Annotated in this window: 13 protein-coding genes; 6 read left to right on the plus strand and 7 right to left on the minus strand. The window is 38.0% G+C overall.

All coding sequences use genetic code 11. The features are described from left to right. The first annotated feature begins 95 nt into the window (after window positions 1-95). From G7061_RS01255 to G7061_RS01265, 3 genes are all read left to right on the plus strand, one after another. Window positions 96-1,127, plus strand: coding sequence for a DUF916 and DUF3324 domain-containing protein (locus G7061_RS01255; protein WP_159647313.1), 1,032 nt, complete (start codon window positions 96-98; stop codon window positions 1,125-1,127). A 25-nt stretch (window positions 1,128-1,152) separates the two neighbouring features. Beyond that, window positions 1,153-3,756 (plus strand): hypothetical protein, encoded by a 2,604-nt coding sequence (locus G7061_RS01260; RefSeq protein ID WP_166118129.1) that lies wholly within the window; start codon window positions 1,153-1,155, stop codon window positions 3,754-3,756. 141 nt (window positions 3,757-3,897) lie between these two features. Continuing rightward, entirely contained in the window at window positions 3,898-4,584 is a 687-nt protein-coding gene (locus G7061_RS01265; protein WP_159639781.1) for a WxL domain-containing protein, read from the plus strand. An 88-nt stretch (window positions 4,585-4,672) separates the two neighbouring features. Here the strand turns inward: G7061_RS01265 and G7061_RS01270 are convergent, their stop codons facing one another. The 3 genes from G7061_RS01270 to agaV are packed head-to-tail and all read right to left on the minus strand — an operon-like array spanning window position 4,673 to window position 6,898. Continuing rightward, window positions 4,673-5,599: a PTS system mannose/fructose/sorbose family transporter subunit IID gene (locus tag G7061_RS01270; RefSeq protein WP_159634590.1), complete on the minus strand. Its 927-nt coding sequence runs from the start codon at window positions 5,597-5,599 to the stop codon at window positions 4,673-4,675. Then, entirely contained in the window at window positions 5,589-6,401 is an 813-nt protein-coding gene (locus tag G7061_RS01275) for a PTS sugar transporter subunit IIC (RefSeq protein WP_159634587.1), read from the minus strand. Before G7061_RS01275 ends, G7061_RS01270 begins: the two co-directional genes overlap by 11 nt. A gap of 20 nt (window positions 6,402-6,421) precedes the next feature. Further along, window positions 6,422-6,898 (minus strand): PTS N-acetylgalactosamine transporter subunit IIB, encoded by a 477-nt coding sequence (agaV, locus tag G7061_RS01280; protein WP_159634584.1) that lies wholly within the window; start codon window positions 6,896-6,898, stop codon window positions 6,422-6,424. Between the two features lie 193 nt (window positions 6,899-7,091). Between agaV and G7061_RS01285 the strand changes: the two genes are divergently transcribed. Next, window positions 7,092-8,315, plus strand: coding sequence for an AraC family transcriptional regulator (locus G7061_RS01285; protein ID WP_159639779.1), 1,224 nt, complete (start codon window positions 7,092-7,094; stop codon window positions 8,313-8,315). Between the two features lie 25 nt (window positions 8,316-8,340). Here G7061_RS01285 and G7061_RS01290 read toward each other — a convergent pair whose 3' ends face one another. The 3 genes from G7061_RS01290 to G7061_RS01300 are packed head-to-tail and all read right to left on the minus strand — an operon-like array spanning window position 8,341 to window position 10,252. Beyond that, window positions 8,341-8,631: a preprotein translocase subunit YajC gene (locus G7061_RS01290; RefSeq protein ID WP_159634578.1), complete on the minus strand. Its 291-nt coding sequence runs from the start codon at window positions 8,629-8,631 to the stop codon at window positions 8,341-8,343. An 11-nt stretch (window positions 8,632-8,642) separates the two neighbouring features. Beyond that, window positions 8,643-9,077 (minus strand): PTS galactosamine/N-acetylgalactosamine transporter subunit IIA, encoded by a 435-nt coding sequence (gene agaF, locus G7061_RS01295; RefSeq protein ID WP_159634575.1) that lies wholly within the window; start codon window positions 9,075-9,077, stop codon window positions 8,643-8,645. Then, window positions 9,077-10,252: an SIS domain-containing protein gene (locus tag G7061_RS01300; RefSeq protein WP_159639777.1), complete on the minus strand. Its 1,176-nt coding sequence runs from the start codon at window positions 10,250-10,252 to the stop codon at window positions 9,077-9,079. The genes agaF and G7061_RS01300 overlap by 1 nt, the downstream gene beginning before the upstream one ends. Window positions 10,253-10,424: 172 nt before the next feature. Between G7061_RS01300 and G7061_RS01305 the strand changes: the two genes are divergently transcribed. Both G7061_RS01305 and G7061_RS01310 read left to right on the plus strand, forming a co-directional pair. Next, window positions 10,425-10,877 carry a hypothetical protein gene (locus G7061_RS01305; RefSeq protein WP_159639775.1) on the plus strand — a complete coding sequence of 151 codons (453 nt, stop codon included), beginning with the start codon at window positions 10,425-10,427 and terminating at the stop codon, window positions 10,875-10,877. Window positions 10,878-10,944: 67 nt separating this feature from the next. Then, on the plus strand, window positions 10,945-11,757 hold the full coding sequence (locus G7061_RS01310) for a Cof-type HAD-IIB family hydrolase (protein WP_159639773.1): 813 nt from the start codon (window positions 10,945-10,947) through the stop codon (window positions 11,755-11,757). Window positions 11,758-11,785: 28 nt separating this feature from the next. Here the strand turns inward: G7061_RS01310 and mutY are convergent, their stop codons facing one another. Continuing rightward, complete coding sequence (gene mutY / locus G7061_RS01315; protein ID WP_240914423.1) at window positions 11,786-12,790, minus strand: A/G-specific adenine glycosylase; 1,005 nt, start codon at window positions 12,788-12,790, stop codon at window positions 11,786-11,788. Window positions 12,791-13,077 lie beyond the last annotated feature (287 nt).

Below are 13,077 nucleotides of genomic sequence, written 5' to 3' on the forward strand. Positions count from 1 at the left end.
TTGATATTATGTGCTTGCAATCGATTTAGTGAACGAAATATTAACATATTAAAGTTTCGTGAATGGAGAGCAATTGAAAGGTCGAGGTAACGAATATGAAAAAAAATAAAACAATAATGGCAATGATTCTAACGATGCTCATTATGGTCACCCAAATTAACATTGTACGCGCAGATGCATACGATAAATTTAGCATCAATCCAATCATTCCTGAAAATCAAATAAATCAAAATGTTGGTTATTTCGATCTCGATTTAAAACCAAACACGAAACAAACACTCACAATCGAAATTATAAATCAAGGTGATGAACCGATGAATGCGACTGTTAGTCTGGTTGATGCAACAACAAACAACAATGCTATGAAACAGTTTAGTACAGTAAAAGCGCCAGATGCTTCATTAAGCACACCACTTACAAGCTTTGCAACACTACGTGAGGAACAGATTGAAGTTGCACCTCATGCAACAGAAAATATCTACATTGACATTGACACGACAGACGTAGATTTTGAAGGAATTCGTCTGGGAGGCATTACAGTCATTGCAGATACCTTAAATAATAAGGATACATCAAACGCCTCAGGTGTTACGTTAAACAACCGGGTTGCGTATACACTTGGATTACAAACGAGAATGCACGACACACCAATTAAATCAAATTTAAATTATGTAAAGACAGATATTGATGTGATTGATTTGGATGCACATTTTGTGTCCGTTATTCAAAACGATCAACCAGTCTTGATGAATGGTGTTTCGCTTCATGGAAGTATCAGTGATACAAAAACGGGAAAAGTTGTTGGTATGGTTGATAAGAAGAATGGATCTATCGCACCCAATACGAACTTTAATGTTGTATACACTGGAGATCGCCAAACGATTGATGCAGGTACTTATGCCATTGATTTAGAGATTAAACATGAGTCTGATGTATGGCACTTTAAAGATACATTTACAGTATCTGAAGATGCATCAGCGTCAATCAATGACGATGTCGTCAGTTTTGAACAAAATGCAAACATACTAACATGGATTTTACTAGGTATTATGGGCGTCATGCTCATGATTATCTTCTTCCTATTATGGAAACGCCATAATGACAAGGAGAATCAAACATCACATTGATAAATATTGAAAAAGGAGATGTCATATGAACAAAATTCTAAAACGAATTACACTTTTAGCATTGAGTGCAACTTTAGTTCTCACCCTCATATTTACAGCAGGGCAAACGACAAACATTAGTGCCGAAGAGACTAAAGTCTACACAACGACTATAAATAGTGGAGATGTGACATCTCAACCTTTAGCACCTACTGAGCCACAACCTGAGGCACCCATTACAGTTGACCAAGAAGTATCGCAAGATAGTATTGATAATGTTGAAGTGACAGAACAAGATATTCTAAATCATGAAGTGGAGACTCCTGTATCAGCGGAAATAGAAGTACTGACGCTAAAAGAAAATGAAGTAGTAGTGAACTCATTCGACGAACTTTATACATTAGTGACAAACCGTGGAAATGGAGTCTATGATACTTACTATATGAGTCAAGACTTTGTAGTGAGCAAGAGTTTGACGGTTCCTGAAGGCTATAGCTTTGTCCTTGATGGAAGAGATCCGGTAACGGGTGAATATCATAGCCTAACTGCTCGTGAAAATGACGATTTCTTTACATACGCATTTAAAGCAAAGAATGCAACGCCTACAACAATGCACTTTCAAAATATGAACATCTCAACATACAATAAATATGGATTAATGTATTCGGGTTATGACAATACAACGTTTATATATGAAAATGTTTCATTTACTGGAACCACCTTAGTACATAACTTAAAAGGTAAAGTTGTCTTAAACAACTTTACTGCAACAATGAAATCTGGTTATTCCCAGGAGTTAGCTCGTGCACTTGAGATTAACTTCTATGGTGATAATGTCATTACTGACTTCTCATCCAAGAATGGCCCTACATTTAATTCAGCTACAACAGCACTTGTCTTTGAAGAAGGCTCAAGTACAAAAATAAGTTCAGACTACCGTGCCATATACTCGAAATCAATGGATTTAAAACCAAATTCAAGTTTAGATGTCGAAATTGTGACAGCATATGATGCAAGTACAGTTTCGATTATTCAAACAGGAATCTTGACGATGAAGGGTGCAAATCTGAATGTTGTCATAAACTCGTACACGCGAACATCTGCGATTGTTCTAACGGATGAAATGATTATTAGTCAGTCAAATGTCTACATAAGCAGTAACCGCTCGTGGCAAGCTTTGACAGCCAAAAATCGTATCGAAATTATCGACGGTTCGACGGTTACAATTGAAGCCGATTACACATCTCCTGATGTTATCGATCAAACTTCAGAATCAACACCTTACTCTCAAGGTCTTGTCATTGACAACTCAACAGTTAACCTTAATATTGACTACGCATATGCTGGTATGATGAAATCCCGCAGTGATATGATCATCAACAATTCCACAGTTAATATGCAAGCTGCAAAAATAAACCGAGAAGCCATTAGCACAATGGGAAATCTAACGATAACCAATAGTAACATTTGGGCAGATTCGAATGATTCTAGAATCGGTGCAGTCAGTGTCGCAAAAAAATTCATGATTGAAGATTCAGACATTCTGGTTGACTCAGAAGGTAATGCTGGGACCGTTTCAAAATACCATATGATTACAGCGAAAGAGTTTGAGTCCAAAAATGCAAGAGTCAATCTAATTATTGATGATAAAGAAATAATCGGCATCTTCGATGTGGAAAAGCATATAAAAATTGTGAATGATGGAACGAAACCAGGTTGGTTTATTGCTGATGGAAATCACAAAATGGCTTTATTAAATACTAAGAAAACACCAACCATTGAAGTTACGACGCAACAAATTAACTTGTGGAATGACATTGATTCAACAACATCCGCTGATATTCGGATTTTTAACAAGGATAACAGTACGGGTACCTTAGAATTTACAGTCGGAACCGATAACAGCATAAATATCATTCGTAACACATTTGTTCCTCACGAAGGTTCAAATAAGATTGAAACAGGTATTTTTAATGGTCGTGCCACCTATGCAATGGGTCATGTTATGTTTCAAAATCAAAGTGGTGATGACCAAAACATCATAGATTTCAAAACAAATCCAAATGCTGCGATCACCTTCAACTACAATGGTAACCAAGTCATTGAAGGGAATGCGGATACCAACGGCCGATACTATGCAAAACTGGATCAGCCATTAGGAGTTGATTATCATACGATAACTATCAAAGATGGACACTTTGAAATCGTTGAGGTACTTGACTATACCATTTACGGAAGTGTTGATTTGACACACTATCCAAAGACCATTCAATTCGGTGACGTTGATATTCGAAATACTGCTGGAACGCATGCACGTCACGATACAATGACGCTACGAGTCGAAGATACTCGGTATGAACGAACAGGATGGAAACTTGAAGTTCGTGCAAAACAAGAACTCACAGATACATCCGGACGTAATTCAGTCCTTCATGATAGCCTAATCTTTAAAAAGAATGCCCAACATAACGGCAATGTCATCAATAATAGACCGATTGTTGTCTATGAAACACCTGAAAATTACGATGCTGTAACCGAACTGGATTTTGCTAACGACTTAGGTGTGCTTATGCAATTGGGTGGTCCTAATGGTATTTACGCGAATACCGGATATACTGCCGAATTGGAGTGGATTTTGACATATAAGTAATGAACAAATCACTTGTGAAGAAAACAATGTTTCATTACAAATACAAATCGGTTCATGACATATACCACATATAAAACAGATAAAAATTATAATTAACTTAGCATTAAATTATGATAGTAAAACGATAGAGGAGAAATAAATATGAAAAAGAAATTACTTATACCAGCGTTGGTTATCGCTTTAATGGTGCCAACCGCGGTCTTCGCTGATGAAAACAATGCAACAACGGCCACATCTAATGTTGGCGTTGAGTTTGTTGCTGAAACACCAACAGAGCCTGTGAAGCCAGTCGATCCTACCGATCCAACGAAACCGCTCGAACCAGGCGATGGGGGTGAAGGTACAGGGAATATTGGTCCTTTAACCATTGACTATGTACCGCAGATTTCATTCGGTGAACAAAAGTTAACACGTAAAGTGACAACGATGAATTCAACAACTCAGAAACCATTTGTACAGGTTACAGACGTTCGTGGAACAGGGCAAGGATGGAATCTTCAAGCAAGCCTTGGTGAATTTACCAATGGTACGCATGTACTTCCAAATGCCAAACTCGTGCTTGAAAATGGTGCAGTTAAAACTGGAGATACGCTCGATAAAAATGCTCCTGTCACATCAAATAAAATTGAACTCACTTCAAGTAAAGACAACAACTTTGTTGACATTATGAATGCCGATACCGATCATGGTATGGGTACCTGGATTACAACATGGCTTGCACAAGACTCAAAGTCAAATGATAAAGTTACGCTAAACCTTGATACTCGCGATGCCCGTGTTGGAAACTATAATGCCACAATTACATGGAATCTTATCCAAACACCTTAAAATTGTCAAAACAAAAGCTACAGATCATCAGTCTGTAGCTTTCTTTTTTTAGTATTTTTGAAAGGAGAGTTTCTGAAATACTATGTTTTTAGTTTTTTGGTTTCTCTACACCGTATTCATACCAGTTTAGAAGTGGGTTATAGCCACCAGGGATTGCTTCTCCTGTTTCAGGGTTAATAGCTTTTGAATCACCAGCTAAGATTCCTGTTGCAGTTCCACCAATACCGATTACTAATAATAGTACGATACATTTTGTAGGAGTCCAGTTACGTTTCTTGAGTAAGAAGTACATTAACATTGTTAAGAGTAATGGCAAGAGTTTTGGTAAAATTCCATCCATAATTTTTTGAACGTTTGTTACCATGTCACCATCAACAACTGAGATACGAATTTGTGTTCCACCGAAGATAGAAACCATCGCACCAACAATGAATACCCCAAGGATACCAGCTGCTCGTGTAAATTCTTTAGCATTTTCTGTAAAGACATCGATTGCTTGTGCACCAAGACGGTATGACATGTTCATTAACCAGAAACGAAGTGCAAATTGTACAGCGTTAAAGATTAATAAGAACAAGATTGGACCCATAATCTGTCCACCAATTGCCATATTAGCTGTAATACCAGCTGTAATAGGAACAAGTGTCATCCAGAATAGAGCATCACCAATACCTCCAAGAGGACCCATTGCAGCAACACGTACGGCACGGATTGTTGGGATATCAGCTTTGTTTTGTTCTAAGTTTAGAACAATACCCATAACAAATGTAACTAAGAATGGGTGAGTGTTGAAGAACTCAAGGTTATGCGTCATAGATGCTGAGAGGTCTTCTTTGTTAGTATGGATTTTTTCTAATCCAGGAAGAATTCCATAGAGCCATCCAGCTGCTTGCATACGCTCATAGTTAAATGATGCTTGCAAGAAGAGTGAACGCCAAACCATTTTGTTAAGAGTTTTCTTGTCCAGCGGTTGTGCTGGAGTTAAATCTTTGTAGTGTGTTACATTAGATTCCATCTTCTTCACCTCCACCGAATGTTGCATTTTGTGTTAATTTACGTAGTTTTGTATTTTGTTGGAAGTCATAGATAGCAATAGCGCCACCGATCATTGAAAGGATGAGCAATGCTGCTCCTGAAAGTCCAGGAACCATGTTGACGATTGTAGCAAATGCGAAACCAAGGAAGAAGAATCCCCATAGTTCGCCAGATAGCATAATCTTCATCAAGATACCGAAACCAACATATTTCATCATACCACCAGCAACATCAAGACCAGCCATTAACCAGCTAAGGTTATAGGAAGCTTCTGCTAATTGTTTACCGATAACTTGTCCTGATAACATTCCAAGTAAGACGATAAATGCGAAGAGTGATCCCAAGATTGCCATTGAGATAATGTTAACGCGTGTAATTCCTGCTGGGTTTGCGTCTTCAGCAGCTTTATCTGCTAATGCCATCATTGGTGACATTAATGTAAATGTCAATGTAACAGCATATTGTCCAAATAAAGCAAATGGAACTGCTAAACCAACAGCTGCATCAGGTGCCATGTTTGATGAAATAGCAAACACAGTAGCCATGATACCACCGATAATTACGTTAGGTGGTTGTGCTCCACCAACTGGCATACTACCGATTGAGATTAATTGGTATGTACCACCAACAACCATTCCGGCCTTAATATCTCCAAGAATAGCACCAACAATTGTACATAATACGATTGGTTGGTAGAGGGATTCTAGGAAACTAAATTGGTCGATCGCTGCAATAAATGTAACGATCATTACGAGAATGATTGGAATAATTCCAAAATCCATAATCTTTTCCTCCTTGAGTATTATTTAAATAATTTTGCGACGTCTTCTGTACCTTCTTGAGGAACGCGTCGAATTTCAAGCTCAACTCCAAGTTCTTGGAGACGTTTGAATGCAGCAACATCGTTGTCATCAACTGCGACAACAGTTGCTACTTGGCGTTTCCCCTCCGCCATGTGCATGTTTCCGATGTTTACCTTTTTGATTGGAACACCGCCCTCAACAAGTGTTAAGACATCTTGAGGTGATTCGCAAATGATGAAAATCATTTGGCGATCAGATGCTTTGTGAATTGTATCAATTGTCTTTTGAAGTGACCAGTAACGTGTTTGTGCGTATCCTGGTGCAGCCATGTCCATAAGGCCTTGACGCATCTTGTTGGTAGAAACTTCATCATTAGCAACTAACAGTAAGTTAGCACCAATAACTCCTGACCATTGTGTTGCGACTTGTCCGTGGATGAGACGATTGTCAATTCGAGTTAATACGATATTTGGCATAATTCATGCTCTCCTTTCATACCCATAAGAGATGTAAGCGCTCTTATAGTGTAATATTACAATAGATAGGTACATTTTTATTTGCATTATTTTACATATCCTTTGCACTTTTGATTAATCGGCGGTAATTATTTAATGAAAAAGCACAATGTTGTATAATAGAGGCATAGAGAGAAGTTTAGGTAGGTGAATTATGTATTTAAAGACAACAAGTCCACAGTTTCTTAAATTTGGTTCGATTGCTGAAGAGCCGTCAGAATATGTATCACATCGTAGGATTATTGAAGGAAAAAATCCAGACTATCTAGAAGTAAGTGAAGTGCCAATTCGTATTGAGTTATTAGAAGGAATTGCGATTTTGGTAGTTCAAGAAGAGTTTGGAAGCCGCGAACAATTTGTTATCCACCGTCCAATTATGCTGAAAGAGAATACGCCTTATACAGTCATTCCATTAACACAAAGCGTTGTTGTGGATTTCTCATATCAAACACCGATGGCTCAAGAGTTGAAACGGATCGATTTACCCAACCAGTTGGCGTATGAGCCGATTCGTCCAAAATTTGCTGTTACCGACATTTATTCATATTATTATAGTGTAAAAGGGAAGGACTATCACTTTGATGGCGAATCCCATTATTTCTGGGAATTAACGTATGTGGATACGGGAGAGTTAGGGGTTGAAGTGGATGGTGTTGAACATATCCTATCCAGTCAACAAATCATGCTTTATTTTCCAGGACAATTTCATAAACAGTATATTCGAGGTGACAAATCGTCATCATACCTCACCATTATGTTTGATATGAACATTCGCACGAAGGATATGGCACATCTTAAAGATCGAATCATTGACTGTACTCCGGAGTTGTATCAATTGACGGATAAATTCATTCGCCACTCGACCATTATGGAGTCGCATAACGTACCATACTCGCGTGATCTCATGGTTTCATATCTTCAAGAATTAGTCATTCTTTTGATCCAACTTGAGAATCAAGATCAAACAAAAGTTACGACAAACAATCCAATTCAAGAAAACTTTGAAAATGAGTTAATGAATGAAATTAGTACTTATATTCATAATAATATTTTTGAACCCATCTCGGTGGAAGACATCTGCGATCAGTTTTCAATTAGCCGTTCAACCTTACAGGGTATTTTTAAGAAAAATCTCAATATGCCGCCGAAGCAGTATATTAATGAATTGAAAATGGCGAAAGCCCAACACATGATCTTGGAAGAACGCTATCCAATTACAGAAATTGCGTTAAAGCTTGGGTTTAGTTCAATCCACTACTTCTCACGTAAATTCAAAAAACGTTTTGGATTAGCACCTAGTGAATTCTCACAATCGATATACAAAGAATCCATTGAATCAATTACAGAAGAAAATAAATCAGAGCACAAAAAAAGCTGAAGTCGTGAAGACTCCAGCTTTTTTATTAACGATCTAAAATATTGGTAATGCTATACATTGCAATTTCGACTACAGTGTTATCACTGAGGCGTACTTTTGCAAAGATTTTTTCATCATCGGTACTTACAAGTTTTCCGACGAATCCACCAGCGAATACAATCTCTACCCCTGGTTTCAATTCATTAAGAATATCAGGCATACGGCTGTGTTGCTGCTTAATCTTACGCGCAGTTGTAATATAGTAAATGATTGCGAATGAAACTAAGAGCACTCCAACAGTTAAGCTTGAATATAAAACTACTGACATTGGTGTCATAGTTAGCCTCCCTAGATACCATCTCCATCAAAATCATCTTCTGATGTCTCTAAAACTAATTCAAAGAAATCTACTTGTGATGCGCCAGTTTCAACTAATGAACGTGAGAATGCTTGAACTTCAACATCACCCATTCGCATTAAACTTGCTTCTAACAACATCGCTAAGTTTGTTCCTGTTAAAACTTCAATGTTACTGAATGAAGCAGATAACATTGCTGATTCTTTAAACGGTGTTCCACCTTTTAAATCTGTGAACACTAAGACACCTTCGCCTGTATTAACACGTTCGATTGCTGCCTTTAAGTCTTCAGATAAAGTTTCCGGTGTTTTATCTTGGTTGAATGTTACAACCTCATATTGTTCTTGACGTCCAGCGATGAGTTCGACTGCTGATGTTAAACCAGAAGCAAATTCGCCGTGTCCTGTTACAACGATACCGATCATTATTTTGCGCCTCCGTTATGATATGGATAAATGATAACCCCTTGAACAACACGGTTTACAAGTCCTGATGGCCATGGGTTGTCTGGTGATTTATTCAACTTGATTGATTGGTACAGTGAGAAGATTTGAGCATACATCACCATATTTAAACCAACAAGGTCCATATTCATAGTTTCATTATATTCGATGACTTCGTAGACATCAACTAAGTCTTTAATTTGTGAATCGTGGCGTGTATCGACAACCATAATTTTGTTGCCTGCACGTTGTCCGCTCATTTCGCGAATTAAGTCGATTTGATATTTACGAACATATTCTGCTTCTTTCATGTAGATAACAGTTAAAGTTTTGTTGTTGACAATTGATTTAGGTCCATGACGGAAACCAAGTGGTGAGTTATGCATTGTTACTGTTTCACCAGCTGTAAGTTCTAACATTTTTAATGCACTCTCTTGGGCAAAACCGTTAAGGTCTGCATCTCCAAGATAAACGATACGGTCAAAATCAAAGCTATCAACTGTATCTTTAACAATTTGGAAACGATCGGATTCGATATGTTTTCCAACACGGACAACTTCTTTGACTGCATCTGTGTAGCTCTCTAATTTATCAATGTTGAATGATAGGTAAGCTGCAAGGAACATATTTGAGAAGCTGCTTGTCATAGCAAATGATTGGTCATTTGTTTCTTTTGGTAGTTTGATTGAGTAGATGTTTTCGTCATCACGTAACGCTAATTTACCTTCATGGTTACATGTAATGACTAAGTGTTTTGCATTCTTGTTGACTTCGTTCACAACATCAACTGCGGCAATGGATTCTGGTGAGTTTCCTGAACGTCCAAATGATACAAGTAATGTAGGGCGTGTTGGGTGAACATAGACTTCAGGAGTAACTACAATGTTTGTAGTTGCAACTGATTTAAAGTTGCGTCCATACGCTGCTTGAAGGATTGGTGCAAGTGAGTTTCCAACAAATTCACTAGTTCCAGCTCCTGTAAAAATAACATCAAAATCTTCTTGGCCTGTAACTTGGTTGATGAACGCTTCAATTTCAGAACGTTTTGAAGTTACGATGTCCAAAGTCTTCAACCATGTTTCAGGTTGTTGTGCAATTTCATTTGCCGTGTGGAAACCAGCAAGTGCTTCCCAGTGGGCTTTATCTTGTTTAAACATATACAAATCTCCGTTTCTTATATTTTTTATCATCTTCATTATAGGATTGGAAAGGGTGTGCCTCAACCAAATTGGTTAAAGATGCAAAAAGCAAACTGAAAAAGACAAATGAATTGGTGCTACACTATAAAATATAAGGTAGAATAGGTATATAGAGACGGAGAATCATCGAATGGCAAAAACAGAAGAAACTATGTTTATTGATTTTTTTAATAAGAATGTATATCTTGTCCCCAAAGATAAAGAGGCACTTGCAAAGGTATTTCAGAGCCGTTTTGCAATTACTTTAGCACTTGCAGTTGTTGTGAATGGCCTGTTTTTTGATACACCTGCATCCATGGTGTTCGGTCTTGCGACACTCATTATAATGGAAATCATTTATCGTAAACGTTTTTTACAAGGGCTTACGATTGTACCAAAAGAACGTTTTGTGATGAATGATAATCTAAAACCACAAGCATTGATGATGAATATTGGTTTGTATGCATTGTTCGGCGTTCTGCTAACATATTATGCATTAACAGGCGTTACACAAGAAGCATCAAAGTGGGGCCTTCTTGCTTTAGGTGTTGGGTCCCTAGGTTTGAGTGGAACCTATTTGCTGACATATTTATCAAGTAAATAATCATGGGAAACCATGATTTTTTTTATATGCAAAATAAGCTATAATAGATGCATTATGTGGAGGATCTATGGAACATATTAAAATAATCGTTACAGATATTGATGGTACACTAATTTCGTCCGATGGAACACTGGATGAGACTACAAAAAAAGCTTTGATTAAGGCTCAACAAAAGGGAACGCGTGTTGTTTTAGCGTCGGGAAGACCGACAAGCGGTATGCTTCCACTTGCAGCGGAACTCGATCTTGCAAACTTTGGTGGCATGATTGTTTCTTATAATGGTAGCAAGGTTTTAAATCCAGCAACGGATGAAGTTCTCTTTCATCAACCACTATCTCATGAAGAAGTGCTTTCAATTATTGATCACCTGGAACAATTTGACGTCAGTATGATGTTTGATGACGGGACATACTTGTATACGAATAATGAAGATGGTTATATGGTTCAACACGAAGCAGAAATGTGCTATCTGAAGCTCAAACCCATTAAAGATTTACGTGAAGCCGCAACATTTACCCTCAGTAAAGTTTTGGTGAGCGCTACACCTGAGTATCTTCAGGAACACCACGACGCCCTTATTGCACCATTTTCAGGAAAACTCAATTGTGTTTTCTCCGCGCCATTTTACCTTGAGTATACAGCGCAAGGGATTGATAAAGGAAATGCACTAGCGCAAGCATTAGAACCTTTAGGATACCATCCTGATGCGATGATCGGGTTTGGCGATGGTCATAACGATAAATCGTTCTTATCCTATGTTGGCCATGCTGTCGCAATGGGGAATGCAGTCGATGCAGTTAAAGATATGGCCCATTTTGTTACTCGTTCAAACGATGAATCGGGAATAGCCTATGCCCTTGAAACGTTAAAAATAATTTAGAAAAGAGTTCACCAATGGTGAACTCTTTTTATAATATCTTCTGATTTTGGAGAATCTTGCGATGCGCTGTCACGAGAGGATAAGTGTCCACAATTTCTTGAAGAGGCACAAAGAACCAATTGTGATCTCCAATGTCTAACGAATCAACGTGATAAGCTTCAATATTCCAATGCAAATGAGAAAACTTATGGACAAGTGTAGTGACAGGTTCTAAATCTTGGTGACCATCAATTTGTGGTAAACGGAAGAGACCTTCCATCAAACCATCATCGTGCTCATTCGAAATAAGCAATTTTCCATCTTTAACGAGGATAAAGACCGACTTATCATACGCTTTCACAGGTTTGCTTTTGGGTATAAAGGGAACCTGACCCACGACTTCTCCACGCCAACAAGCACACATTTCCTCAAAAGGACACCCTTCGCAGTTTATGTTACTAGGAGTACATACAAGGGCCCCTAACTCCATTAATGCTTGATTGAATTCGTTAGGATCCGCACCATCCTTAATAAGCTCTTCTTTAAGAAACGCATCAAAGACCTTATGGGCTGCTCGTGCATTTACGTTCTCGGTATAATTAAGATATCGTGCCATGACACGCTTGACGTTACCGTCAATCACTATTTCCGGCAAGCTAAAAGCAATTGAGGCAATCGCACTAGAAGTGTAGTCACCAATGCCAGGAATACTCATAAGTGCCTGTTTATCCGCGGGCAGAACACCGTCAAAATGTTCCATAACAAACTGTGCCCCGGCATGTAAGTTGCGAGCACGGCGGTAATAACCCAATCCCTCCCACATTTTGAGAATTTCATCAATATCAGCTGCTGCTAAAGCTTGAACAGTTGGATACTTCGCAACCCATTTTTCATAGTAAGGGAGCATCGTTGCAATTTGTGTTTGTTGAGCCATGATTTCACTGACCCAAATTTTATAGGGATCACGCTCACGACGAAACGGTAAGTCTCGTTTATTTGCGCGATACCATGTTATTAATCTATCTGTAAATGTCATGCGTATAGTATAGCCCATATTCGCGACTTTGGGTATTTGAACGCAAAAAAAGAAATGGACGGGAACCCATTTCTTTTAAGAGAGATAGTGCGTAACATCGTAGTGTTCTTCATAAGTGGTTAAGAAGGAAATTATGAAGTCATCTACGACGGATGCAGTAACAACTTATCTATTATTTGAAGTTGTTACTAACATAATACCTTTTTGTAAATAAAAAATCAACCAATTACCATCGATAACATTATGTGTAATTTTGGTATTTGACTATATTGTAAAGATAATGTGAAGAAACCTAACACTACCGG

Source organism: Erysipelothrix sp. HDW6B, assembly GCF_011301115.1.
GTDB classification, from domain to species: Bacteria; Bacillota_I; Bacilli_A; order Erysipelotrichales; family Erysipelotrichaceae; genus Erysipelothrix; species Erysipelothrix anatis.